Consider the following 24778-nt stretch of genomic DNA (forward strand, 5'->3'; position numbering starts at 1 on the left):
TTTTTGAGGGGCGGTTAACCGAGTGCGGTTACTGTCCGGAAACCCTGATGAACCCGCAAGGAGACCGGCCATGAGCCGAATTCATACCCCGGCAATGAGCCGCATGCAGAATTTCGCCCGCAACCCCGTCATGATCGCGCTTGTCGCCGGTCTCGCGCTTGCGAGCTGCGCCAAGAAGCCGCCGAACAGCGCCGGCGATCTCGGCCTCGGCTCCGGCGCGGGTGGCTCCGCAACGCCGGGCTCGGCCCAGGACTTCACGGTCAATGTCGGCGACCGCATCTTCTTCGATACCGACTCCTCGTCGATCCGTGCCGATGCTTCGCAGACGCTCGACCGTCAGGCCCAATGGCTCGGCCGCTACCCGAACTACCAGATCACCGTCGAAGGCCATGCCGACGAACGCGGTACGCGCGAATACAACCTCGCGCTCGGTGCCCGCCGTGCGGCCGCCGCCAAGGATTATCTTGCTTCGCGGGGCGTTCCGGCGCAGCGCCTGAAGACGATTTCCTACGGCAAGGAACGTCCGGTTGCCGTCTGCGACGATATTTCCTGCTGGTCGCAGAACCGCCGCGCAGTCACGGTTCTCGGCGGCGCCGGCATGTAATTGCCGACTTAGTTCGCTTTCGGAAGGCGGTCCCATCAGGGGCCGCCTTTTCTTTTTGACCACACTTTGGCCAGACTCCGTTGCTTTTTGACAGCAATTGGAAAAATCTCCTGCTCGTGTCATCGAGGCGCGAAGAATCACTGGGACAGGACGATACATATGAAGAAACTTGTCGTGGCAGGCATGCTGTGCCTCGCGGCCGTGACCGGGAGCGAGCGGATGGCCTATTCGGCCTCGTTCTTCGGGCTGCATCTCGGCGGTCGATCCGCGGAAAACCCGTCGGCGCTGCCGGTCGTCAAGGTGCAGAGCGGCGATGCCGAGGTCCGCGTGCAGCAGCTCGAAGAGCAACTGCGGCAGCTGAACGGCCGGATCGAGGAGATGAGCTTCCAGCTGCTGCAGATGCAGGAGACGATCCGCAAGCAGCAGGAAGACAATGAATTCCGCTTCCAGCAGTTGGAAAAGACGGGTGCCAGCGGCGGCGGTGCCAAGGCTCCTGTCAAGAAGAGCGAGACCGACGTCGCTCCGGCAGCTTCCGGCGGCGATGACATCGCCAAGGTGATCCAAGCACCGCAGGGAGCCGAAACGGCTCCCTCCACCGACGTGCCTGCCAATAGCGGCCTCGGCCAACCGCCGAAGGAGCTCGGCTCGATCGATTTCGATCAGAAGGGCAATGCGATCGGCGGAAGTGTCGATGAAAATGCGGGGATCGGCTCCGGCCCGGTTCCCAATACCGCTAATCCGCAGCAGACCGCATCGCTCGGTGGTGAAGCGGACCAGTACAAGTCGGCCTATGGTCACGTCTTGTCCGGCGATTACAGCACGGCCGAACAGGAATTCACCCAGTACATCACCCGCTACCCGAGCAGCGCGCGGGCGGCGGACGCCAATTTCTGGCTTGGCGAAGCGCTCTATTCGCAGGGCAAGTACAATGAGGCGGCCAAAACCTTCCTCAATGCACATCAGAAATACGGCACATCAGAAAAGGCGCCTGAAATGCTGTTGAAACTCGGCATGTCGCTTGCTGCGCTCGACAATACCGAGACGGCCTGTGCGACGCTGCGCGAAGTCTCGAAGCGTTATCCCAAGGCTTCGCGTGCCGTCATAAGCAAGGTTGCGAGCGAACAGAAGCGCCTCGCCTGCTAAGGTCTTCCGGCATGTCTCCGGAAGTCCGATCGCCGCAAGAGGCGATCCTCCAGTTTCTCTCGTCCCTTCAAAGCCCTGCACGCATTCTCGTCGCGATATCGGGCGGCAGTGATTCCACCGGCCTGCTTCTCCTCCTCGACGAAGCCGTGAAGGCCGCGCCTCATCTCAAAATATCCCTATGCGCTGCGACCGTCGACCATGCGTTGCGCGCCGGCTCCGCAGACGAGGCGCATACAGCTGCAGCCCTCTGCACATCACGCGGCATTCCCCACACCATCGCGACCTGGCAGGGCGACAAGCCGAGAACCGGCATCATGGCCGCGGCCCGCGAGGCGCGTTACGGCCTTCTGGCCGAAGCGGCGGCAGCGTTTGGCGCCGATCTCATCGTCACCGCCCATACACTCGACGACCAGCGCGAAACACTTGCCATGCGCGGCATGCGAACGGAGCAGGCCTCGACCGGCATTGCCGATGCGGTGCTCTTCAACCGGCATTTTTGGGTCCTGCGGCAGCTTCTCTTTTCCAGCCGGGCGGATATCCGCTCTTTCCTGAAAGAGCGGGGCGTGCCGTGGATCGACGATCCGAGCAATGAGGATGTGAAGTACGAGCGCGTGCGAATCCGCCGGCAGCTGTCGGCCGGTGCGGGTCCGGAGAAAAATATCCGCAGGGCCTGGGAAGAGCGACTGGCGCTTTCGGCCAAGGCCGCGGAATGGCTGGACCGTCATTTCAGGCTTCACGGCGGCCTGCTCGGGCAGGTGATGCCTGACGGGTTGCGGCGGGATCGGGCAGTCCTCGACTATGCGCTCGGCCGTCTGACAGGCGTTTTCGGCGGGCAGCCGTTTGCCCCGGGGAGGGCGCATATGGAGCGTATCCTTGCATTTGCCACCGGCAGCCAGCCGGCACGGATGACCGCCGGCAGGGTGGTGTTCGATCTCAGGCGTGACGGGCTTTATCTCACACGCGAAAGCCGGGGGATTTTGCCGCTGGTGTTGCGGCCGGGAGAGGCGGGTGTTTGGGATGGGAGGTTTTTTGTGCGCAACGGAGTGGCCAGACCAATCGTCGTCGAGGCCGCATCACACTCCCCCTCATTCCTGTCCCTCGGGTCAAGCCCGAGGACAGGAATGAGGGAACATCATTTTGAGCACCTTCCCAAGGCGGCATGGAACCGCGCCATAGCCTCAGCACCGGCTTTATCCGCCGAAGGAGCGCTTTTATCTCAGGAATATGCCCGCATGGTCGACCTCACGCCCTATTTCGCACCGTTCGACCGCTTTTTGACACGATTTGATTTCATCTTTGCCGATAGGCTTTCGGCGGTTTTCGTAACGGCGCCCTATCCGAGGCCTCCTTTAAGAAGTATTGACGGAAAAACCATCTGACCTGGGGGATCGCCTTGGCAATCGCACGGCGCAACCCTATGTTAGAAGCGAATAAGACGGTCGCCATGAGGCGGCTGTTCCAGTGCTGGGGAGTTCAATGAACCCTAACTTACGTAATTTCGCCTTGTGGGCGATCATAGCGCTTCTGCTGATCGCCCTTTTCAGTATGTTCCAGACGGCGCCGGCGCAGACGGGCTCCCGCGAAATCCCTTATTCGCAGTTTCTGCGTGAGGTCGATGCGGGCCGCGTGAAGGAAGTCGTGGTCACGGGGAACCGTCTCTCCGGAAGCTATGTTGAAAATGGCACCACCTTCCAGACCTATTCGCCCGTAATCGACGACAGCTTGCTTGATCGCCTGCAGTCTAAGAACGTCCTGGTTTCGGCCCGTCCTGAAACGGACGGTTCATCGGGTTTCCTCAGCTATCTCGGCACGCTTTTGCCGATGCTTCTGATTCTGGGCGTCTGGCTGTTCTTCATGCGGCAGATGCAGGGCGGCTCGCGCGGCGCGATGGGCTTCGGCAAGTCGAAGGCCAAACTGCTCACCGAAGCGCATGGCCGTGTGACCTTCGACGACGTCGCCGGTGTCGACGAAGCCAAGCAGGATCTCGAAGAAATCGTCGAATTCCTGCGCGATCCGCAGAAGTTCCAGCGTCTCGGCGGCAAGATCCCGCGCGGCGTGCTGCTCGTCGGTCCTCCGGGCACCGGTAAGACGCTGCTCGCCCGCTCGGTTGCCGGCGAAGCCAACGTGCCGTTCTTCACCATTTCAGGTTCCGACTTCGTCGAAATGTTCGTTGGCGTCGGCGCCAGCCGTGTACGAGACATGTTCGAGCAGGCGAAGAAGAATGCGCCCTGCATCATCTTCATCGACGAAATCGATGCCGTCGGCCGTCATCGCGGCGCCGGTCTCGGCGGCGGCAATGACGAACGCGAGCAGACGCTCAACCAGCTGCTGGTCGAGATGGACGGCTTCGAGGCAAATGAAGGCGTGATCCTGATTGCCGCCACCAACCGCCCTGACGTCCTCGACCCGGCGCTGCTGCGTCCCGGCCGTTTCGACCGTCAGGTCGTCGTGCCGAACCCAGACATCGTCGGTCGCGAGCGCATCCTCAAGGTACATGCCCGCAACGTTCCGCTGGCACCCAATGTCGATCTCAAGATTCTTGCCCGCGGCACGCCCGGGTTTTCCGGCGCCGACCTGATGAACCTCGTCAACGAAGCCGCACTCATGGCCGCCCGCCGCAACAAGCGCGTCGTAACCATGCAGGAATTCGAAGACGCCAAGGACAAGATCATGATGGGCGCCGAGCGCCGTTCCTCGGCAATGACCGAGGCGGAGAAGAAGCTCACCGCTTACCATGAGGCCGGACACGCCATTACCGCGCTCAATGTCGCGGTCGCCGATCCGCTGCACAAGGCGACGATCATTCCGCGCGGCCGTGCACTCGGCATGGTCATGCAGCTTCCCGAGGGCGACCGCTACTCGATGAGCTACAAGTGGATGGTTTCGCGTCTTTGCATCATGATGGGTGGCCGCGTCGCCGAAGAGCTTACCTTCGGCAAGGAGAACATCACGTCAGGTGCCTCCTCCGACATCGAACAGGCGACCAAGCTTGCCCGCGCGATGGTCACGCAATGGGGATTCTCTGACCAGCTCGGTCAGGTCGCTTATGGCGAGAACCAGCAGGAAGTCTTCCTCGGCCACTCGGTTTCGCAGTCGAAGAACGTTTCGGAAGCAACCGCGCAGAAGATCGACAATGAAGTGCGCCGCCTAATCGACGAAGCCTATACCCAGGCCCGTACGATCCTAACAGAAAAGCACGACGAATTCGTTGCTCTTGCCGAAGGTCTGCTCGAATACGAGACGCTGACCGGCGAAGAAATCAAAGCGTTGATCCGCGGTGAGAAGCCGTCTCGCGATCTTGGCGATGATTCACCGCCAAGCCGCTCGGCTGTTCCGAAGGCCGGCGCACGGCCTGCCACCAAGGGTGATGAGCCCGAAGGCGGCCTTGAACCGCAGCCGCATTGAGCGGCTAGCACCATCTTGAACAGGGCCGGATTTCCCAAACGGGAGACCCGGCCTTTTCCATTGGTAACGGGATATAATCATTTTTCTTGCTAATTTACGTGCTGATAGCCTCATTTTGTGGCATTCCGCTGAATTGAGGCAAGCGTGAATCACGCTCCTGAATGAACGACATTCCATGGAAGCCGGATTCGCTTGGAACGGTGCGCTGCCTTGACTGGCGCGCGGAAAAACGCAGGAGTGCAGATGAAAAGACGCTATTTCGGTACGGACGGCATTCGTGGCCAATCCAACGTCTTCCCGATGACGCCAGATCTCGCTATGCGGGTCGGCATTGCCGCCGGCACGATCTTCCGCCGCGGCAACCATCGCCACCGTGTCGTCATCGGCAAGGATACGCGTCTTTCCGGTTATATGCTTGAGAACGCCATGGTCGCGGGCTTCACGGCTGCCGGTCTCGATGCCTTTATTCTCGGCCCGATTCCGACACCGGCCGTCGCCATGCTGACGCGCTCGCTGCGCTGCGATATCGGCGTGATGATCTCGGCCTCGCACAATCCTTACGAGGATAACGGCATCAAGCTCTTCGGTCCGGATGGTTACAAGCTTTCCGACGACCTCGAAGCCGAGATCGAGGACCTGCTGGAAAAGGACCTGAACGCCCAGCTCGCCAAATCCGACGATATCGGCCGCGCCAAGCGCGTCGACGGCGTGCATGACCGCTATATCGAACATGCCAAGCGCACGCTGCCACGCGACGTGACGCTGCAGGGCCTGAGGATCGCGATCGACTGCGCCAATGGTGCTGCCTACAAGGTGGCGCCCGCCGTGCTCTGGGAGCTCGGTGCCGAGGTCGTCACCATCGGCAACGAGCCGAACGGCACCAACATCAATCTCAATTGTGGCTCCACCAGCCCGGTCGCTCTGCAGAAGAAGGTCGACGAGGTGCGCGCCGATATCGGCATCGCGCTCGACGGCGATGCGGACCGCGTCATCATCGTCGACGAAAACGGTTCGATCGTCGACGGCGACCAACTGATGGCCGTCATCGCTGAGAGCTGGGCCGAGAGCCAGCAACTGCGCGGCAACGGCATCGTCGCCACGGTGATGTCCAATCTCGGCCTCGAGCGCTTCCTCGACGAGCGCGGTATGGCGCTTGCCCGCACGCGGGTCGGCGATCGTTACGTCGTCGAGCATATGCGCCAGCACAATTACAATGTCGGCGGCGAGCAGTCGGGCCACATCGTGCTTTCGGACTACGGTACGACGGGTGATGGTCTGGTCGCAGCGCTGCAGATCCTGGCCGCGGTCAAGCGCACCGGCCGGACCGTCAGCGAGGTCTGCCGCCGCTTCGAGCCGGTGCCGCAGCTCCTGCGCAATGTCCGCATCAGCGGCGGCAAGCCGCTGGAGGATATCCAGGTGCAGAAGGCGATCGCCGATGCCGAAGCCGAACTCGCCAAAAACGGCCGCCTCGTCATTCGCCCCTCGGGCACCGAGCCACTGATCCGCGTCATGGCCGAGGGCGACGACCGCGCTCAGATCGAGCGCATCGTCAACGAGCTGATCGGCACGATCTCGAACGTTCGAACCGCCGCCTGATTCTTTGTGGACATATCGGGCTCGACGGCAAGCTTGGCGACATGGTTGGGCCGATGCTCGGAGAATGGGCGACGAGTGCGCAACCCAGCCAAATCGTCTCGTCAGATCACTTCAGAGACTTTTACTGCGGCAATCCATGTTTCCTCTACCGGAAGCTTCAAGATCTCCGGTAAATAATCGTGGTTAAGTAGCTTTTAACGTTTCCCATTCATTATCCATCCGAAGCGTATCGGTTTGGCAGCGACTTGAGCCTGCCGACTCAACGAATTTTGGAGTGGGATCCATGAAAAGAAGCTTGTCCGGCATCTTCGCCGCATTATTGATCGCGACAAACGCCTATTCCGCCGACCTCGCCCCTGCCGAGCCTATCCCGGAACAGCCGCCCGAAGTGACGGTCAGCGAAGCGACCGGCTGGTATCTGCGCGGCGATGTCGGTTATGCCTTCACCGATCTGCGCGGCGCACGCTATTTCCAGGGCAGCAATGCCAGCGAGGTCGATTTCGACCGTGCCGACCTGGACGATGCATGGACGGTCGGCGGCGGTGTCGGTTATCAGATCAACAGCTATCTGCGCACCGATCTGACGTTCGACTATCTGACGCAGGCTGATTTCAAGGGCTCGACGGTCGGGCAGTGCGGCTTCCCCTTGGTGGATTGCACTTCCAGCGACCGCTCTTCGCTGACTGCCTACACGCTGCTCGCCAACGCTTACGTCGATTTTGGCACCTATGGTTACGTCACGCCTTATGTCGGTGCCGGTATCGGCGGTTCCTATGTGAAGTGGAAGAACCTGCGTAACGTCGCCTGCGCCGATGACGGCAGCTTCTGCGACGACCAGGTCACCCATGGCGGCAAGGGCAACTGGCGCTTCACCTACGCTCTCATGGCCGGCGCCTCGATCGACGTCACCTGCAACGTCAAGGCCGATGTCGGCTACCGCTACCTGCATATCGACGGCGGCAACATGTTCGGTTATGCCGAAAACGGCGGCCCCGGCCGCGACAAGGGTCTCAGCGTCCACGAAGCCCGCGTCGGCGCCCGCTATCTGTTCGGCGGCTGCGCCCAGGCGAGCTATGAACCTCCGCCGGAAATCCCGCTGCAGCCGGCGGTCTACAAGTAAGCGCAATTCGCCTAGATCAGAGAGCCGCCCATCCGGGCGGCTTTTTGCTGCGTCAAGCGTGTCTGCGTCAAAATATCCTCTCTCTGCGACACTTCTATCTTGACTATGACGCCTGCTACCCATAGACACGGCGGCGGGACACCCTTCCCCAACGAAGGGCTTTCTATCTGAGAGGATAGCATCATGGCGAAGACCGCAAAGCCGGACATCCGTCCGCACAATACTCATTTTTCGTCTGGCCCTTGCTCGAAGCGCCCCGGTTGGTCGCTCGACGCCCTTTCCGACGCGGCTCTTGGCCGTTCGCATCGCGCGAAGGTCGGCAAGGCCAAGCTCAAGCAGGCCATCGACCTTACCCGTGAAATTCTCGACGTGCCGGCGGATTACCGCATCGGCATCGTTCCGGCGTCCGATACGGGTGCCGTCGAAATGGCGCTCTGGTCGCTGCTCGGCGAACGCGGCGTCGACATGCTCACCTGGGAAAGCTTCGGCGCCGGCTGGGTCACCGATGTCGTCAAGCAGCTGAAGCTCAAGGACGTGCGCAAGCTCGAGGCTGGTTACGGCGAGCTTCCCGATCTCTCCGCCGTCGATTTCGATCGCGATGTGGTCTTCACCTGGAACGGCACTACTTCGGGCGTGCGCGTGCCTAACGCCGATTTCATCTCTGCCGACCGCAAGGGCCTGACGATCTGCGACGCCACTTCGGCCGCTTTCGCGCAGGAACTCGATTTCGCCAAGCTCGATGTCGTCACCTTCTCCTGGCAGAAGGTTCTGGGCGGCGAGGGCGCCCACGGCGTCATCATCCTTTCGCCGCGCGCCGTCGAGCGTCTGGTCACCTATACGCCGGCATGGCCGCTGCCGAAGATCTTCCGCATGACCTCTGGCGGCAAGCTGACCGAAGGCATCTTCCAGGGCGAAACGATCAACACGCCGTCGATGCTCTGCGTCGAGGACTATATCGACGCGCTTGTCTGGGCCAAGGGCCTTGGCGGCCTCAAGGCACTGATTGCGCGCGCCGATGCCAATGCCAAGGTCATTCATGACTTCGTCGCGGCAAACGACTGGATTGCCAATCTCGCCGTCAAGGCGGAAACGGCCTCCAACACCTCGGTCTGCCTGAAGATCGTCGACAAGGATATCGCAGCGCTCGACGACGACGGTCAGGCGAATTTCGCCAAGGGGCTGGTCGGCCTGCTCGAAAAGGAAGGCGTCGCCTATGACGTCGGCCATTACCGCGACGCGCCGTCCGGCCTGCGTATCTGGGCCGGCGCTACGATCGAGGCATCCGACATGCAGAAGCTGATGCCCTGGCTTTCCTGGGCCTTCGAAACGCAGAAGGCGCAGCTCGGCCAGGCTGCCGCCTGACGTGATCGCATCCGGCTCCGCCCCAGGGCGGAGCCCAGCATTCTAATTTCATCCATCGCTGAACACTTTTGAAGGAGGCCACAATGGCACCTCGCGTTCTCGTATCCGACGAATTGTCGGAAACCGCCGTCCAGATCTTCCGCGACCGCGGCGTCGAAGTCGATTTCGAACCGCAGCTCGGCAAGGATAAGGACCGTCTGCTCGAAGTCATCGGCAAGTATGATGGTCTGGCCATCCGCTCCGCCACCAAGGTGACGGAAAAGATCATCCAGGGGGCGACGAACCTCAAGGTCGTTGGCCGCGCTGGCATCGGCGTCGACAATGTCGATATCCCGGCTGCCTCGCGCCGCGGCATCATCGTCATGAACACGCCCTTCGGCAACTCGATTACGACAGCCGAACACGCGATTGCGCTGATGTTTGCCGTCGCTCGCCAGCTTCCGGCAGCCGATACCTCGACGCAGGCCGGCAAATGGGAAAAGTCGAAGTTCATGGGCGTCGAGATCACCGGCAAGACGCTCGGCGTCATCGGTGCCGGCAATATCGGCTCGATCGTCTGCGCCCGTGCCATCGGCCTGAAGATGCATGTCGTCGCCTATGACCCGTTCCTCTCCAAGGAGCGCGCCGAGGAGATGGGCGTCACCAAGGTCGAGCTGGAGGAGCTTTTCGCCCGCGCCGACTTCATCACGCTGCATGTGCCGATGACCGACAAGACGCGCGGCATCCTCAACAAGGAAGCGCTGGCAAAGACTAAGCCGGGGGTGCGTATCATCAACTGCGCCCGTGGCGGCCTGGTCGATGAAGCAGCGCTTGCCGAAGCCATCAAGTCCGGCCATGTCGCCGGTGCCGCCTTCGACGTGTTCGAGGTCGAGCCCGCCAAGGAAAGCCCGCTCTTCGGCCTGCCGAACGTCGTCTGCACGCCACATCTCGGCGCCTCGACGACCGAGGCTCAGGAAAACGTCGCCCTGCAGGTGGCCGAACAGATGGCGGATTACCTCGTCAAGGGTGCGGTCTCCAACGCCATCAACATGCCGTCGATCACCGCTGAGGAAGCGCCGATCCTGAAGCCCTTCATCCGCCTTGCCGACGTTCTCGGCGCCTTCGTCGGGCAAGTCACCGAAGAGCCGATCAAGGAAATCGAGATCCTCTACGACGGCATCACCGCCAACATGAACACACGGGCGCTGACGAGTGCGGTGCTTGCCGGTCTCATCCGCCCACAGGTCGCCGACGTCAACATGGTTTCGGCGCCAATCATGGTCAAGGAAAAAGGCGTCGTGCTTTCCGAGGTCAAGCGCGACAAGACCGGTGTCTTCGATGGCTATATCAAGCTGACGGTGACGACCGAAAGCATGACGCGTTCGGTCGCCGGCACCGTGTTTTCGGATGGCAAGCCGCGGTTCATCCAGATCAAGGGCATCAACCTCGATGCCGATGTCGGCTCGCACATGATCTATATCACCAATACCGACGTCCCCGGCATGATCGGCTTCATCGGCACGACGCTTGGCGGTGCCGGCGTCAACATCGCAAACTTCCAGCTCGGGCGTGACAAGCAGGGCGGTGACGCCATCGCGCTGCTCTATGTCGATGGCAAGGTTGAAGACGCCGTGCTTGCGCAGTTGACGGCCAACCAGGCGATCCGCCAGGCAAAGCTGCTCACCTTCAACATCGACTGAGTTCGCCCTCCCAAGGCAAGACACGGAAAACCCGGCGCATAAATCGCGCCGGGTTTTCCTTATCAGGAACGGATGAGGCTTAGTGGTACCGGCGACGGCGGACGATCCTGCCGAGACGGGCGGCATCGTCTTCAGCCTTGGTGCGATGAAGGAAAGCGAGCCGGCTGCCGTCAAAACCCTGGAAGAATTCGTCCCAGGAAATTTCTTCCTGCGATTCCGAGGAAAAATCGACGCGGACGGTTTCGCTGTCCGGTGCGTTCTTGATACGGGCGGGATGGCCGCCGCGTTCTTCGATCCAATGTCTGATCCTGCTGTAATCCGTCGTTGCGCCCAACCTGCCCATGAAATCCTCCTCAGCAACGCAATTGCAACTTAGATCATCTGCAACGCACGATCGGCGGAATTGTTCCGGTTCATTCAAGTAAGTTTATCGAAGGCGGAAACCGCGATGGTAAACCCTCGGCTTTGCACATGCTGCAGGCGGAAGCCCAAAGTTTAAGTCTAGTATGATTCTGATTTTATTTAATTTTTCCTGGTATGCGCTTGGCATCGGCATCAACCGCGTGCGAATTCCATGGCCCCCTTGCAGAAGACCGAGCAGATCGAAGTACTGAACGACGACTTCCGGTCATTGTTTGCAACGCATCCGTCGCCGATGTGGGTCTACGATCCGATATCGCTGCATTTTCTCAGCGTCAACGAGGCGGCGGCAGCACTCTACGGCTACGGCGCAGACGAGTACCGGCACATGACGGTGCTCGATATCCGCCCCCAGCATGAGCGGGAGCGGATGATCGACGCCGTCAATGGCCGTACCGACATGGAAAAGGCAGAGCGTTTGGCTCACCTCAAGGCGAGCGGCGAGACCTTTGACGTGCTGACCTATGGCCGCGAAGTGCGTTTCGAGGGCCGAGCCGCGATCCTGGCGATCGTGCAGGACCGCACCGAGGTCAACGCAGCCAGACGTCAGATCAGCGATACGCGCTCGCTTCTCGACAGCATCGTCGACAACTTGCCGGTCGGCGTTTTTGTCAAGGACATGGAAGCGGACGGGCTTTACCTTCTTTTCAACGAGGCCTGCGGTGAAATTGTCGGCATGAGGGCGCAGGAGGTGGTCGGCCGAACCGACCGGGCGCTGTTTCCCGCCGGTCAGACAGATGCCTTTCGCGAGCAGGATCGCCGGGCCTTCGACGCCGATACGACGATCAGCTTCGAGGAGACTATGCTGCGCGCCGATGGCGTGCCACGCATCCTGCGCACCGTCAAACGCGCCTTGCCGACGCCGGAGGGCCGTGCACCGCGCTACCTGCTCGGCATCTCGCAGGACGTGACGGAGGAGCGCGCCGTCGAGGCAAAGCTTGCCCATCTTGCCATGCATGATTCCCTGACCGGCCTGCCGAACCGGGCAGCCTTTTCCAATCATATCAGCCAGCGCGCGGTCGAAGCGACCGCCGACAGCCCGATCGCGCTGCTCTATATCGACGTCGATCATTTCACGCTTATCAACGACAGCAAGGGACATGCCGCCGGCGACGCGCTGCTTTGCCAAGTGTCGGAGCGGCTGCTGCGGCTGGCTGAGGAGGGCGATCTTGTCGCCCGTCTCGGCGGCGATGAATTCGCCATCGTGCTGGAGCTCGGCGAACCGGAGCGGGCCGGGCGTTTCGCGCAAGGGCTGTTGCAGACGCTTGCCGGCGCCTTCGATCTCGATGGCGTCCGGGAGCATGTCACCTGTAGCGTCGGTATCGCCCTGGCGCCCGCTCATGCCCGCGATGCAGACGTGCTGATGCGACACGCGGATCTGGCGCTCTATGCCGCCAAGGAGAACGGGCGTTCGACCTATCGTTTCTACGAGACGGAGATGCGGCTTGCCGCCGAGCGCCGGCATATGATGACCGCCGAGCTGTGGGAGGCGCTGGAGAAGCGCCAGTTCGAGCTGTACTACCAGCCGATCGTACAGCTCGACAATGACGACATCGCCGGCTTCGAGGCACTGATCCGCTGGCGCCACCCCAAGCGTGGGTTGGTTGCGCCGATGGAATTCATTCCGATCGCCGAGGAGACCGGCCTCATCGTGCCGATCGGCGACTGGGTGATCCGGGAAGCCTGCCGCGCGGCAGCCGGCTGGCCGACCCATTTGAGGATCGCCGTCAATCTCTCCGTCAGCCAGTTTCGACATGCAAGCCTGCTTTCGACAGTGGTCGCGGCGCTCAACGAAACGGGCCTCAATGCCGACCGGCTTGAAATCGAAATCACCGAGTCCGTGTTCCTGGCTGATGCCGATCAAAGCCTGCCGCTGCTGCGCGCACTGAAAGAGCTTGGCGTACGCATCGTCATCGACGATTTCGGCACCGGTTATTCGTCGCTGAGCTATCTCAGGTCGTTTCCGTTCGACAAGATCAAGCTCGACCGCAGCTTCGTTTCGGGCATTGAGACGGATGCCGGCAATCTCGCCATCGTCCGCGCCGTCGTCGGTATCGGTTCCGGCTTCAACGCGACGACGCTGGCCGAAGGGATCGAGACGGAAGAGCAGTTGCAGAAACTGCGCGCCGAAGGTTTCAGTGAGGTGCAGGGTTATCTGTTGGGCCGGCCGATGCCGCAGCACGACGCCGAGGTGCTGATCCACGGCCGCGCGCTGAGGGCCGCTTCGTCACGTTCATGATTTCCAAGCAGGCTTCGATGACGCCGCGACATTTGCAAATCTCGCCGCGCTCGATAGGGCGTGGTTCAGCGTCTGCGTGAATAGTTAAGTGATGACTTGACAATTGAACGTCACGACGCAATACTCAAGCCCATGCTTAACTATTCGACCATTGACGATATTCTGAAAGCCCTCGTCGAGCCGACGCGGCGGCAGATCGTCGAGCGGCTGAGCCGTGGCCCGGCCAGTGTCAGCGAGCTGGCGCAACCCTTCGACATGTCGCTTGCGGCGATCGTCCAGCATTTACAGGTGCTGGAGGAAAGCGGCCTGATCCGCAGCGAGAAGATCGGACGGGTTCGCACCTGCCGCATCGAGCCATCCGGCCTCGATCGGATCGCCGGCTGGGTGGCCGAGCGCAGAAGCCTGATGGAGCGGCGGTTCGATCGCCTGGGCGACATGCTTTCACAGCCGGCCGTAAATAACCAACGAGAGGGAAAAGAGTGATGACCGAGCAGTCCACGCAATCGACGGCCGCCGAACCAGCCGTTTCCCACGCCACCTTCGCCGTGGAGCGTGCCTATCCCGTGCCACCTGAGCGCGTCTTCTTCGCATTTGCTGATCTTGACAGCAAGCGGCGCTGGTTCGCCGAAGGCGAAGGGTGGGAGGTGCTGGAATTCACCTCGGATTTCAGTGTCGGCGGCGCCGAGTTTTCGCGCTTCCGCTTCGGTGATGGACCGGAGATCACCAACGACACGCAATACCAGAATATCGTGCCGGACGAGCGCATCGTCATCTCCTACCGGATGGCAGTGGGCGGAGTGCCGATCTCGGTCTCGCTGGCGACCATCGAATTCAGTCCCTCCGGCAGGGGCACAGTCATGACCTATACGGAGCAAGGCGTCTATTTCGACGATGCCTCGGCGGGCGCCAACCGCGAAATCGGCTGCCGCGAGCTGATGGAGGCCCTAGCAAGGGAACTTGATGTGGCCGCCTGAGAAGCAGGCATGCGGCCGGATGCCATCAAGCATTCGTCATTTTGAGAAAGGCGGGCGAAGCCGCATAATTGTCGTGGGCTGGATAGGAGGATGTGTATGAAACACTTTTCATTCTCGACGATCGGACTGGCGTTCGTAACCGCCATCATCGCCAATCCGAGCATCGCATTCGCCTGCAACAAGCTGATCGGCACCTGAGCCGCACCCCCGCTCCAAGGCGCGGCTTCGGCTGCGCCTTCTCTTCAGGCGGGAATGCGAAATATCGGTACCCGAAGGCTGCCCCTTGCGTCCACGGACAATCCTTTCTATATCGGTCCTTCATCGAGAGACGGCGGCCGATCCCGCCGAATATCGGCAAATCCGCCGCAATTGCAGCGCAAGGGCGGATCGTGACCCAAGCAGAATTTGGCACCACCGTTGAACACACTGGATTTTGACAAGCAGCCGGAAGATACCCGTGTCGTCGTCGCCATGTCGGGCGGCGTCGATTCATCGGTCGTCGCCGGCCTTCTCAAACGCCAGGGTTACGACGTGCTCGGCATTACGCTGCAGCTTTATGATCATGGCGCCGCCGTTCACCGCGCCGGTTCCTGCTGCGCCGGCCAGGATATCGACGATGCGCGTCGCGTCTGCGAAACGCTCGGCATTCCGCATTACGTGCTCGATTACGAAAAGCGCTTTCGCGAGACGGTGATCAATCCCTTCGCCGAAAGCTATGTGGCGGGCGAAACGCCGATTCCTTGCGTTTCCTGCAACCAGACCGTCAAGTTCGCCGATCTTCTGGCAACCGCCAAGGAGCTTGGCGCCGATGCGCTGGCGACCGGCCACTATATCCGCTCGGGCCTGAACCCTTCGCCCGAAAATCCCGGCCGCCGCGCGCTTTTCCGCCCGGCCGACGCCGATCGTGACCAGAGCTATTTCCTGTTCGCCACGACCCAGGAACAGATCGACTACCTCCGCTTTCCCTTGGGCGGCCTGCCGAAGGCCGAGACCCGCAGGCTCGCCGAAGAAATGGGCCTCGTCGTCGCCAAGAAGGCCGACAGCCAGGACATCTGCTTCGTGCCGCAGGGCAAATATTCCGACATCATCACCAAGCTGAAGCCGAATGCGGCACTCGCCGGTGAAATCGTCCATCTCGACGGCCGCGTGCTCGGAAGCCATGAGGGCATCCTGCACTTCACGATCGGCCAACGCCGCGGCATCGGCATCGCCACCGGCGAGCCGCTCTACGTGGTCTTTCTCGACGCCCGTTCGCGCCGCGTCATCGTCGGGCCGAAAGAGGCGCTGGAAACGCACCGCGTCTACCTGCGCGACGTCAATTGGCTGGGCGACGAGACGCTTGCGCAAGCCGCCTCCGGTAAAGGCTTCGCCTGTTACGCCAAGGTTCGCTCGACACGGGCGCCGGCACCCGCCGTGCTGCATATCAATGCGAACGGCACTTATGTCGACCTCACAGTCGGTGAGGCGGGTATCGCCCCCGGCCAGGCCTGCGCGCTTTATTCCGCACCCGGCGACAACGCCCGCGTTTTCGGCGGGGGTTTCATCGAGCGCTCCGAACGCGAACCTTCGGCGGAAGCTTCGCTGAAGGCCCTCTTGACCAGCCCCGTCGCCGCCTGAAACCGATAGGGAACAACAGGTGGTAAACCCACCGTTTTTCTCGATCATGCGCTTGACACAAAGCCGAAGCGCACCTTATAAGCCGCTCATCCCACGAGCCCGCTGCGCTTCGCGAGCAGGTGTCGTTTGGCCAGTGGCGGAGTAGCTCAGTAGGTCAGAGCAGAGGAATCATAATCCTTGTGTCGGGGGTTCAAATCCCTCCTCCGCTACCAGTCTTATCACGGACATTTCGACAGGCTGGACAGGAGCGCTTTGCTCGGTCTCGTTTTGGTCTCAGCTTTCCGGCGCGGGAAACCCCGCGCCGTCCAGGCACCAGTCAAACGATGAAATGAAAATCGTCGTATCGCGCACCATAATAATCCGGACCGCTCGTTTCTGTAATGACGGGCTCGGTGTCGAGCACAAGATAGTCGATTTTGCCCCAGGCGCTGAGATCGATCACTTGTGGTGCGTCCATGCTGTCGGCGGTCACGTTAACCGTGGTCGAGAACACGATATTGCCATTGAGATGACCTTCGATCGTCAGAACGTTGTCATAGTCCGACGTGCCGTTTGCGACGCTGAATTGCTCGATCTGGAAGGTTCCGCCATCGGCGGATAGAATGGGTGTCCAGAACACGCCGCCCGACAGAACATGGTTGCCGTCGGCTTCTTTCTGAACCGTGGCGTCGTCACCATCTCGCCAGGCGCCCCAATCGAAGCCTTTATAGCCGGTCGGGAAGTCGTATTTGCCGACATCCTCAAAATTGACGAATACGTCGCCACGTTCCGGCAAGTCGACAGCGATATTGAGCAAGCCGAAGTCCGTGGCGCCTTTGCCATCGGAAATCTTGAAATTGAACTGGTCGACGAGTTGATCCCCTGGGCCGAGCGCTGATACCACCGGGTTGGAATGATCGAGCGCATAAGTGTAACCACCGTCGGAATAGACAGTCAGCGTGCCGTATTTCCCCTCGATCGTCGTGCTCGTGGCGGGCCCGTTCGGATCGGCGGGTTGGGGAATTCGTTGTCCATTGACGAAGTTCAGGCGCACCCGATCTCCATCGACATCGGTGGAACTGGTATTTTCGAGGATGTCGCCACTGATCGGATCGTTGATATCGAAAACAGGCAAGTATACGTCAACTGCGACCGGCTTGTGGTTTGCCATTTCTACCTCCCTTGTGATGTTGTGTTCGACTATGCAACCCTGTCGGGTGGCTTGGCAATGTAAATTGCCGGAGCATGAGATTAATTCGTCTACTCCAGCCGGCAAATTCGACTGGCTGCAGCTCCCGGCACCAAATAAAGAAGGCGGCGATGACGTCGGTCCTGCTCGTAATTCAAGTGTTGGTGCTGCTGCGGTCTCGTCGGCCGTGGCAGAAGCATTCCTGGCGGGAAATAATGACCGGCCAACAATGACGTCGTCATGACGATATACCGAATGAGTTGCTGACGTACGAAGCGCAACCTTTGTGACGGAACGAGGGAATAACCGGGAGGGCCTACGGTTCTGCGATCGTCTCATTAGTGCAGCCCGCCGACCACGAGCAATGTCTCGACAGCATCATGAGCGCTGAAGAGACTTTCCAATGTTCCCGTCCAGGCCAGTCTGCCTCGCTCGAGAATGACGACCTGATCGGCGAAATCGAGCGCGCTCCGGATGCCTTCAAAACGCAGACCTCTATGGCTCGCGCACCAGTCTCAAATCTTCATATCAGAATGGCAATCCCACATAGTTCTCCGCGAGCGCCGTCGAGGCGGCGCGGGAATGAGTGAGATAATCGAGTTCCGCCTCCTGGATCTTCTGGTCGAAATCGCCGGTATCGGGAAAACGATGCATCATCGTCGTCATCCACCAGGAAAACCGCACGGCTTTCCACACACGGGCGAGTGCTTTCTGCGAGTAGGCGTCGATGCCGTCATCCGAGCCTTCGCGATAATGCTCGATCAGCCCGGAGAATAGATAATGGACGTCGCTGGCTGCAAGGTTCAGCCCCTTGGCGCCGGTCGGCGGAACGATATGGGCGGCGTCGCCGACCAGGAAAAGCCGGCCGAAACGCATCGGCTCGGCAACGAAAGAGCGTAAAGGAGCGATTGATTTCTCGAAGGACGGCGCAGTCGTCAACGCCTCGGCGTGATGCGCCGGCAGGCGCCGTCTCAACTCGTCCCAGAAGCGGTCGTCGCTCCAGTCTTCCGCCTTCTCGTCGCGCGAGCATTGGATATAATAGCGGCTGCGCGTGGCCGAGCGCATCGAACAGAGCGCGAAGCCCCTTGGATGGTTGGCGTAGATCAGCTCATGGCTGACAGGCGCCACGTCGGCAAGAACGCCCAACCAGCCGAAGGGATAGACCTTCTCGAAACGCCGGATCGCCCGTTCGGGGACGGCCTTGCGGCTGGCGCCGTGAAAGCCGTCACAGCCGGCGATGAAGTCGCAATCGATGCGCCCGGCAGCGCCGTCCTTTGTGTAGGTGAGGAAGGGAGCGCGGCCGTCGAAATCATGCGGCGCGACATCGGCGGCATCGTAGATCGACAGGGCGCCGCTTGCTTCGCGCCGCTCCATGAGATCGCGCGTCACCTCGGTCTGACCGTAGACCGTCACGCGCCGGCCGCCTGTCAGTTCATGCAGGTCGATGCGATGGTCGCGTCCGTCGAAGGCGAGTGAGAAACCGTCATGCGGCAGGCCTTCGGCATGCAGCCTCGCTGCCGCTTTGGCTTGATCCAGCAGTCCGACGGTGCCTTCCTCCAGAACGCCGGCGCGAACCCGGCCGAGGATGTAATCCTTGTTCACGCGATCGAGAATGACATTGTCGATGCCGGCCTCGGTCAGAAGCTGACCGAGCAGCAGGCCGGATGGCCCCGAGCCGATGATGGCGACCTTGGTTCGCAAATGCGTCCTCCCTGCATTTTTGCGTTTTGCCAGATTCTGCCCCGTCGCCCTTGCTGCAGCAATGGACATCCCGGCCTTAAAATTGCACTAATCGAACATTAGTGCGGGAGAGCCCGATGAGCAGACATGTCCCGACCTACGAGCTCTACGGTGAGAATACTGGGCGAGAGCCGGATTTTTGGTTGCATTGCGAAACAGTTCGCTCCCGCAGCAGCTTGCATCAATGGGAAATACGCCCGCACCGTCACGAGAGTTTCTTTCAGATATTGTACATCAAAGCGGGTTCCGGCGATGCGATCTTCGGCGAGGAGAGGCATGCCATCCGGCCGCCGGCAATCGTCACCGTGCCGCCCGGGCTCAATCACGGCTTTCGGTTTTCACGCGATATCGACGGCATTGTGATCACCCTATTGCGATCCCATCTCAGCCATCTGCCCGGCGAGCGGAGCCAGCTCGGCGAATGGCTGGCGACGCCGCATCTGACGCCCCTCGATCCTGATAATGCCGAAGCTGTGTATGTCATGCAGACGGTGCGGCGACTGGGCGACGAATTCGAAAATCGCCGCAGCGGCCGCAACGAGACGCTGGGCGCCTACGTGGCTCTGGTGCTGCGGCTGACGGCGAGGATTTCACAGGAGGGAAACAGTGACGAACTTGCGTCGAATGAGAACGAGCGGCGCATGGAAAAGCTAAACGAGCTTCTTCAGCAGCATTTTCGATCGCACAAGCCCGCTTCCTTCTACGCCAGAGAACTCGGAGTTTCGCCGACACATCTCACCCGGATCGTCCGGTCGATGACTGGCAGCACCCCGCACGCTTTGATCGCCGGCAAACTCGTCGACGAGGCGAAACGCCAGCTCGTTTTCACGCTTGGCAGCGTTCAGGAAATCGGATTTCGGCTCGGCTTTGCCGACCCCGCCTATTTCTCGCGCTTCTTCCTGAAATATACGGGAGAAACGCCGCGGGTCTGGCGCATGAGGGAGAAGGTTCGGCTTGAACGCGCGTAGGGTTTCGGCATTCGGCTACGCAATCGCAGGTCTCGGAATCATTGACGGCATCGTCGAGGGTGATTGCGCGGGTGAAACAGTTGCCGCCGTGCACGACGCGGTGGCCGGCGGCGCGGGTGGCGGCCATGTCGAAATGATCGCCGAGATGCGCAAAGGTCTCATCGATGACGCCGTGCAGGTCTTTCATCACCTCGGCCTTCAACGGCATGTCGAATGTCTGCGATCCCCGGTTTAGTCCGAGTAAGAGCGGCTCGGCGCGGAAATCGATCACGCCCTTGCCGAGGCGCCCCGCTTTGGCGCCATCAATCGCGAAGATATCGATCTTGCTGGGATTGTGACGCCGCATGTTCATGGACGCGCCGGCCGGATATCGGTGACGGTCTATCGTCCGATGTCAGTGGCTCACGGGCCAGACAGGCGTCATGAGAGCTTCACGCGGCGGAATTATTAACAAAAGGCAAATTTGCAAAACGGAATAAGGAACTATGCCATGGCCGATATTGCCCCCAGCCAGGTTCATAGCGACGCTTCCCACCCGCTCCACAGTTCGAATTCGGCCGGCAAATGGTTCTTGCCGGTATTCGGGCTGGTTCTGGTCTGCGGCCTCGGATATGTCGCCTATGCACTCGGACGCGACCTGACAACCGCAGTTGCCGTTCCCTGGATTCTCTTGGGCCTTGCACTGCTGATTGCGCTCGGCTTCGAATTTGTCAACGGTTTCCACGATACGGCCAATGCCGTCGCCACTGTCATCTACACCCGTTCCATGCCGGCGGAATTCGCCGTCATCTGGTCCGGCTTCTTCAACTTTCTCGGCGTACTGACCTCGAGCGGCGCCGTCGCCTTCGGCATTCTGGCGCTGCTGCCGGTGGAACTGATCCTGCAGGTGGGCTCCGGCTCTGGCCTTGCCATGGTGTTTGCGCTGCTGATCGCCGCGATCGTCTGGAATCTCGGCACTTGGTATCTCGGCCTGCCGTCGTCGAGTTCGCATACGCTGGTGGGATCGATCATCGGCGTCGGCCTAGCAAACCAGTTCCTGGCACCAGCCGGCACTGCGACCAGCGGCGTCGACTGGTCGCAGGCGACCAATATCGGCCTGTCGCTGCTGATCTCGCCGCTGATCGGCTTCGGTCTCTCCGCGGTGCTTCTGCTGGTCATGAAGCTTCTGGTGCGCAACAAGGCGCTCTATGCCGAACCGAAGGGCAACCAGCCGCCGCCGCTCTGGATCCGTGCGATCCTGATCTTCACCTGCACCGGCGTCAGCTTCGCCCACGGTTCCAATGACGGCCAGAAGGGCATGGGCCTCATCATGCTCATCCTGATCGGCCTCGTGCCGACAGCTTTCGCACTAAACCGCACGCCCGATGTCAACTATCTTGAAGCCTACAAGTCGGCATCGGTCCAGGTGGAAGCCGCGCTCGGCAAATATGTGAAGCCAGGCGTGACCGTCACCGACTACAAGGCCGAAGTCAGCAACGCCGTCAAGAACAAGACCTGGACGGATGCGACGACGCCGGCCCTGCAGCAATATATTCATCAGACGAGTGCCGAAGTCGCTGGCTTCCCGACGCTCGAAGCGGTGCCGACCAATCTCGTCGGCAACGTCCGCAATGACATCTACTTGATTGGCGAGGCGCTGAAGCTGATTGACAAGCAGAAGCTGTTGCCGATGGATGCCGGCGATCTCCTCGCGGTGACGAACTATCACAAGGCGGTCGACAACGCGACGAAGTTCATCCCGCTCTGGGTAAAGGTGGCGGTCGCGATCGCGCTTGGCCTCGGCACGATGGTGGGCTGGAAGCGTATCGTCGTCACCGTCGGCGAGAAGATCGGCAAGACGCATCTGACCTACGGGCAGGGAGCGGCAGCCGAAGTCGTCGCGATGATCACCATCGCCTCGGCCGATCAACTCGGCCTGCCGGTCTCGACCACGCATGTGCTGTCGTCGGGCGTCGCCGGCACCATGGCGGCGAACGGTTCCGGCCTGCAATGGTCGACCGTGCGCAACATGCTGATGGCCTGGGTGCTGACGCTGCCGGCCTCGATCGCAATCGCCTTCGTGCTCTTCGTAATCCTGCGTCAGGTCTTTTAGAGCAAATTCCAGGAAAAGTGCGAAGCAGTTTTCCGTCCGGAATTGCGTCAAAAAGGTAGGCATAACGTCAGGCCGTTGAGGCTAGACTGGCATTACGATCGCTGATGAAGATGCCCGCCTCGGCGGCGGGCATCGCCTTACCTAAAAGATAGCCTTGGCCGATGTCGCAGCCGAGCTGCAGCAGGAAGGCGAGCTGGCCGTGCTCCTCGACGCCCTCAGCGGTCGTCTTGATGTTGAGGCTCCTGCCGAGTCCGAGCATGGCGCGGACGATTTTTTCCTGACGTTCGTCGTCGCGATAGGTGGCGATGAAGCTTTTGTCGATCTTGATCTTGTCGAAACGATAGCGGGCGAGCTGGGCCAGGCTCGAATAGCCCGTGCCGAAATCGTCGAGTGCGATCTGGATGCCGGCGGCGTGCAGTTCGTCGAGAATCACGGCGGCGATGGCCGGATCCTGGATCAGCGCGTTCTCGGTGATCTCGACTTCCAGGCGCTGCGGCGGCAGCCGGCTTGCCGAAAGCACCTTGAGAATGCGCGAGGTCAACAGCCTGTCTTCCATCTGGACCGGCGAGACGTTGAAAGACAATGTCACATGCTCGGGCCAGGTGAGTGCATCGCTGCAGGCCTGAGCAAGGAGATCCTCGAACAGCGCAGTGATCATGCCGGTTTCCTCGGCGATATCGATGAAGACCGGAGGCGGAATGTTGACGCCATCGTCGCCGATCCAACGCGCCAACGCCTCGAAGCCGCAGAGCTGACCGGTCTTCAGGTCGATCAGCGGCTGATAGAAGGGTTTGATCGCCTTATTGGCGATTGCCGCGCGCAGCCGGGTTTCCAGTGCAGCGCGTTCCGTTACCTTGTCCTGCATTGCAGGTTCGAAAACGAAATAGTGGTTGGGTCCTCGAGATTTCGCCTCGTACATGGCGAGGTCGGCACGATGAGCGGCATCTTCCAGCGGTTCGGCTCGCTCGGCCCAACGGTCATAGCCGACGCTGGCGCCGACTTCGACGGCAAAACCATCGATATGGATCGGCCGGGTGACGGCTTGGATCAGCAGCCTGGCAAAACGCTCCTCGCGCTGCGCCGTCAGAGCAAAGGCGACAATGATGAATTCGTCGCCGCCGAAGCGATAGACGCAATCGGCGTTGCCGAGCGCGCAGATCCGTCTGGCAACCTCGATCAGCAGAACGTCGCCGCCCTTGTGACCGACGAGATCGTTGACCTTCTTGAAGCCGTCGAGATCGACGGAGAAGATGGTGACGTTGCGGCTCCACTCTTCGACCTCGTACTCGTCGTCCTTGACTGGCCGTGAGAGAATCTTGCGCTCGAAGGCGTAGCGGTTCGGCAGTTTGGTCAGATGGTCGTGGGTGGCGGTCCAATCGGCCTTCGCCTGAGCGGCGGCGCGCAGTTCGGTTTCCTTGCGCAGGTCGGCGATGCGCAGCACCGAATAGATGAAGCTCATGGCGCCGGCGATACCGAGCGCCAGAACGAGCTTGTCGGCGCCGTATTCGCCGAAACCGGTCATGAAGAAGACAAGGCTGTCGTCAAGCTGCAACAGCGCGCCGAGGAGCCAGAGGGTTATCCCAAGCCCGACAATCGACACGCATTGCCTTCCGGCCTTGCTTTGGAAAAACACCGGCATATGGTCTTCTCCGACTCCACCCGCGCCGAAGTAATCATGAAAGTCTGAAATGTTCGTTGAAACCAGAAGGCGAATTATCAGAGGGGCAGCCTATGGCTGTGCCGTGGAGGGACTGAGGGCGCTTTCGCGGAACCGGGTAAAACGCTGAGCGCGATCGTCGTCGTGGTTGCAGACCGGCAGGCGGGGGAAAGAACGAAGGCGAGCGTGCCGTGGCACCGCTCGCCCTTTTCGTGCTTCAGGCGGTAACGATCAGCAGCGGTACGCTGACGATGAGACCGACCAGAACCGCAATTGTGGCGACACGCACCAAACGCAGGCGCCGCGTGCGCTCCCCACTCCAGTCATATGTCATGTCTTCCATCTCCTTGGGACAAGGAAGTAGTCCCGGTAGAACCGGGTTCAATAGAGATGACGCGATTTGCTTGTGTAAGGCTGGATAAAATGAGGGATCGCTAATGCTGGAATCGCAGAGACCAGCGCCGTCCATTGCTGGTCATGCGAACAATGCCAAGCGGCTCGACGTCGACGAGCCAGAAGGAGGAGAGCGGCGCCTGAAGTACGTACGCGATCGCCGCTCGGATGACGGCCGCGTGGCTGACGGCGATCACATGGCCTCCGAGAGCGGATTCATTGTCCATCCAACCGCCGACACGTGTTCTGAGATCAACAAGGCTCTCGCCCCCGTGCGGAGCCGCTTCAGGATCGCACATCCAGGCCATGAGGTTCTCCGGCTCTTCTGCCTCGATCGCTGCGATCGACCTGCCGGCCCAGCGCCTGTGATCGCAGTCGCGAAGCGCCTGATCTATCCGGGCGTCGAGGCCGAGGGCTTCGGCCGTCTGGCGGGCGCGCAAAGCCGGGCTGGTGACAATACGATCGGCGCGGGGCAGGGTGGTCATCCTGGCCGCTTCTTCCGCGGCCTTGTTGTCCAGCGGTTCATCGAGCGGGAACAGGGCCTTGCGGCTCGCTGCCGTCGCGCCGTGGCAGATCCAGATAAGACGCGTATTCACGGTCG

The 24778-nt window shown here is 60.8% G+C and carries 19 protein-coding genes, 1 tRNA gene and 2 pseudogenes; 15 read left to right on the forward strand and 7 right to left on the reverse strand.

From position 1 onward, the window contains the following. Positions 1 to 70 precede the first annotated feature (70 nt). The 8 genes from pal to serA all read left to right on the forward strand — a co-directional run bounded on the left by pal (position 71) and on the right by serA (position 10909). Positions 71 to 604 (forward strand): peptidoglycan-associated lipoprotein Pal, encoded by a 534-nt coding sequence (gene pal, locus HJB83_RS10130; protein ID WP_207581664.1) that lies wholly within the window; start codon positions 71 to 73, stop codon positions 602 to 604. Between the two features lie 159 nt (positions 605 to 763). Next, entirely contained in the window at positions 764 to 1747 is a 984-nt protein-coding gene (ybgF, locus tag HJB83_RS10135) for a tol-pal system protein YbgF (protein ID WP_221131793.1), read from the forward strand. An 11-nt stretch (positions 1748 to 1758) separates the two neighbouring features. Next, positions 1759 to 3126: a tRNA lysidine(34) synthetase TilS gene (tilS, locus tag HJB83_RS10140; RefSeq protein WP_207581662.1), complete on the forward strand. Its 1368-nt coding sequence runs from the start codon at positions 1759 to 1761 to the stop codon at positions 3124 to 3126. Between the two features lie 97 nt (positions 3127 to 3223). After that, on the forward strand, positions 3224 to 5152 hold the full coding sequence (gene ftsH / locus HJB83_RS10145) for an ATP-dependent zinc metalloprotease FtsH (RefSeq protein ID WP_207581661.1): 1929 nt from the start codon (positions 3224 to 3226) through the stop codon (positions 5150 to 5152). Positions 5153 to 5395: 243 nt separating this feature from the next. After that, entirely contained in the window at positions 5396 to 6748 is a 1353-nt protein-coding gene (gene glmM, locus HJB83_RS10150) for a phosphoglucosamine mutase (RefSeq protein ID WP_003582103.1), read from the forward strand. A gap of 283 nt (positions 6749 to 7031) precedes the next feature. Then, positions 7032 to 7868: an outer membrane protein gene (locus HJB83_RS10155; RefSeq protein ID WP_221131794.1), complete on the forward strand. Its 837-nt coding sequence runs from the start codon at positions 7032 to 7034 to the stop codon at positions 7866 to 7868. Between the two features lie 183 nt (positions 7869 to 8051). Next, positions 8052 to 9230: a phosphoserine transaminase gene (locus tag HJB83_RS10160; RefSeq protein ID WP_221131795.1), complete on the forward strand. Its 1179-nt coding sequence runs from the start codon at positions 8052 to 8054 to the stop codon at positions 9228 to 9230. 83 nt (positions 9231 to 9313) lie between these two features. After that, positions 9314 to 10909, forward strand: a complete 1596-nt coding sequence (gene serA, locus HJB83_RS10165) for a phosphoglycerate dehydrogenase (protein ID WP_221116375.1) — start codon at positions 9314 to 9316, stop codon at positions 10907 to 10909. A 79-nt stretch (positions 10910 to 10988) separates the two neighbouring features. Here serA and HJB83_RS10170 read toward each other — a convergent pair whose 3' ends face one another. Next, positions 10989 to 11252, reverse strand: coding sequence for a hypothetical protein (locus HJB83_RS10170; protein WP_207581657.1), 264 nt, complete (start codon positions 11250 to 11252; stop codon positions 10989 to 10991). A 231-nt stretch (positions 11253 to 11483) separates the two neighbouring features. Between HJB83_RS10170 and HJB83_RS10175 the strand changes: the two genes are divergently transcribed. From HJB83_RS10175 to HJB83_RS10195, 5 genes are all read left to right on the forward strand, one after another. Beyond that, positions 11484 to 13568 carry a bifunctional diguanylate cyclase/phosphodiesterase gene (locus tag HJB83_RS10175; RefSeq protein ID WP_221131796.1) on the forward strand — a complete coding sequence of 695 codons (2085 nt, stop codon included), beginning with the start codon at positions 11484 to 11486 and terminating at the stop codon, positions 13566 to 13568. A gap of 132 nt (positions 13569 to 13700) precedes the next feature. Continuing rightward, the gene (locus tag HJB83_RS10180; RefSeq protein WP_207584371.1) at positions 13701 to 14051 is read left to right on the forward strand and encodes a helix-turn-helix transcriptional regulator; all 351 of its coding nucleotides are present in this window, start codon (positions 13701 to 13703) and stop codon (positions 14049 to 14051) included. Next, positions 14051 to 14542 (forward strand): SRPBCC family protein, encoded by a 492-nt coding sequence (locus HJB83_RS10185; RefSeq protein WP_207581655.1) that lies wholly within the window; start codon positions 14051 to 14053, stop codon positions 14540 to 14542. The genes HJB83_RS10180 and HJB83_RS10185 overlap by 1 nt, the downstream gene beginning before the upstream one ends. A gap of 417 nt (positions 14543 to 14959) precedes the next feature. Beyond that, positions 14960 to 16159, forward strand: coding sequence for a tRNA 2-thiouridine(34) synthase MnmA (gene mnmA / locus HJB83_RS10190; protein WP_221116372.1), 1200 nt, complete (start codon positions 14960 to 14962; stop codon positions 16157 to 16159). A 135-nt stretch (positions 16160 to 16294) separates the two neighbouring features. Then, a tRNA-Met gene (locus HJB83_RS10195) sits at positions 16295 to 16371 on the forward strand. A gap of 104 nt (positions 16372 to 16475) precedes the next feature. Here HJB83_RS10195 and HJB83_RS10200 read toward each other — a convergent pair. The 3 genes and pseudogenes from HJB83_RS10200 to pobA all read right to left on the reverse strand — a co-directional run bounded on the left by HJB83_RS10200 (position 16476) and on the right by pobA (position 19028). Continuing rightward, a complete protein-coding gene (locus tag HJB83_RS10200) occupies positions 16476 to 17309 on the reverse strand; it encodes a VCBS domain-containing protein (protein WP_221116371.1) in 834 nt (277 codons plus the stop codon). A gap of 356 nt (positions 17310 to 17665) precedes the next feature. Next, positions 17666 to 17803: pseudogene (locus HJB83_RS34700) on the reverse strand (ABC transporter ATP-binding protein); the annotation flags it as partial. A gap of 52 nt (positions 17804 to 17855) precedes the next feature. Continuing rightward, on the reverse strand, positions 17856 to 19028 hold the full coding sequence (pobA, locus tag HJB83_RS10205; RefSeq protein WP_221116370.1) for a 4-hydroxybenzoate 3-monooxygenase: 1173 nt from the start codon (positions 19026 to 19028) through the stop codon (positions 17856 to 17858). Positions 19029 to 19144: 116 nt separating this feature from the next. Between pobA and HJB83_RS10210 the strand changes: the two genes are divergently transcribed. Next, positions 19145 to 20035, forward strand: a complete 891-nt coding sequence (locus tag HJB83_RS10210; RefSeq protein WP_207581644.1) for a helix-turn-helix domain-containing protein — start codon at positions 19145 to 19147, stop codon at positions 20033 to 20035. A gap of 34 nt (positions 20036 to 20069) precedes the next feature. Here HJB83_RS10210 and HJB83_RS34060 read toward each other — a convergent pair. After that, positions 20070 to 20387, reverse strand: a pseudogene (locus tag HJB83_RS34060) (acetate/propionate family kinase); the annotation flags it as partial. A 138-nt stretch (positions 20388 to 20525) separates the two neighbouring features. Here HJB83_RS34060 and HJB83_RS10220 point away from each other — a divergent pair. After that, a complete protein-coding gene (locus HJB83_RS10220; protein WP_221116368.1) occupies positions 20526 to 22127 on the forward strand; it encodes an inorganic phosphate transporter in 1602 nt (533 codons plus the stop codon). 67 nt (positions 22128 to 22194) lie between these two features. Here HJB83_RS10220 and HJB83_RS10225 read toward each other — a convergent pair whose 3' ends face one another. After that, positions 22195 to 23766, reverse strand: a complete 1572-nt coding sequence (locus HJB83_RS10225) for a bifunctional diguanylate cyclase/phosphodiesterase (protein WP_221131797.1) — start codon at positions 23764 to 23766, stop codon at positions 22195 to 22197. A gap of 452 nt (positions 23767 to 24218) precedes the next feature. Further along, positions 24219 to 24773 carry a histidine phosphatase family protein gene (locus tag HJB83_RS10230; protein WP_221131798.1) on the reverse strand — a complete coding sequence of 185 codons (555 nt, stop codon included), beginning with the start codon at positions 24771 to 24773 and terminating at the stop codon, positions 24219 to 24221. Positions 24774 to 24778: the final 5 nt, after the last annotated feature.

Source organism: Rhizobium sp. NZLR11 (assembly GCF_019685115.1).
Lineage (GTDB): Bacteria > Pseudomonadota > Alphaproteobacteria > Rhizobiales > Rhizobiaceae > Rhizobium.

What these genes read in the sequence shown, in the direction of transcription:
- glmM (WP_003582103.1), top strand. Translation starts at nt 5,396, where the DNA reads ATGAAAAGACGCTATTTCGGTACGGACGGCATTCGTGGCCAATCCAAC.
- HJB83_RS10200 (WP_221116371.1), bottom strand. Translation starts at nt 17,309, where the DNA reads ATGGCAAACCACAAGCCGGTCGCAGTTGACGTATACTTGCCTGTTTTC.
- HJB83_RS10210 (WP_207581644.1), top strand. Translation starts at nt 19,145, where the DNA reads ATGAGCAGACATGTCCCGACCTACGAGCTCTACGGTGAGAATACTGGG.
- HJB83_RS10175 (WP_221131796.1), top strand. Translation starts at nt 11,484, where the DNA reads ATGGCCCCCTTGCAGAAGACCGAGCAGATCGAAGTACTGAACGACGAC.
- HJB83_RS10220 (WP_221116368.1), top strand. Translation starts at nt 20,526, where the DNA reads ATGGCCGATATTGCCCCCAGCCAGGTTCATAGCGACGCTTCCCACCCG.
- ftsH (WP_207581661.1), top strand. Translation starts at nt 3,224, where the DNA reads ATGAACCCTAACTTACGTAATTTCGCCTTGTGGGCGATCATAGCGCTT.
- pal (WP_207581664.1), top strand. Translation starts at nt 71, where the DNA reads ATGAGCCGAATTCATACCCCGGCAATGAGCCGCATGCAGAATTTCGCC.
- tilS (WP_207581662.1), top strand. Translation starts at nt 1,759, where the DNA reads ATGTCTCCGGAAGTCCGATCGCCGCAAGAGGCGATCCTCCAGTTTCTC.
- HJB83_RS10155 (WP_221131794.1), top strand. Translation starts at nt 7,032, where the DNA reads ATGAAAAGAAGCTTGTCCGGCATCTTCGCCGCATTATTGATCGCGACA.
- HJB83_RS10180 (WP_207584371.1), top strand. Translation starts at nt 13,701, where the DNA reads ATGCTTAACTATTCGACCATTGACGATATTCTGAAAGCCCTCGTCGAG.
- ybgF (WP_221131793.1), top strand. Translation starts at nt 764, where the DNA reads ATGAAGAAACTTGTCGTGGCAGGCATGCTGTGCCTCGCGGCCGTGACC.
- HJB83_RS10160 (WP_221131795.1), top strand. Translation starts at nt 8,052, where the DNA reads ATGGCGAAGACCGCAAAGCCGGACATCCGTCCGCACAATACTCATTTT.
- HJB83_RS10225 (WP_221131797.1), bottom strand. Translation starts at nt 23,766, where the DNA reads ATGCCGGTGTTTTTCCAAAGCAAGGCCGGAAGGCAATGCGTGTCGATT.
- HJB83_RS10170 (WP_207581657.1), bottom strand. Translation starts at nt 11,252, where the DNA reads ATGGGCAGGTTGGGCGCAACGACGGATTACAGCAGGATCAGACATTGG.
- HJB83_RS10185 (WP_207581655.1), top strand. Translation starts at nt 14,051, where the DNA reads ATGACCGAGCAGTCCACGCAATCGACGGCCGCCGAACCAGCCGTTTCC.
- serA (WP_221116375.1), top strand. Translation starts at nt 9,314, where the DNA reads ATGGCACCTCGCGTTCTCGTATCCGACGAATTGTCGGAAACCGCCGTC.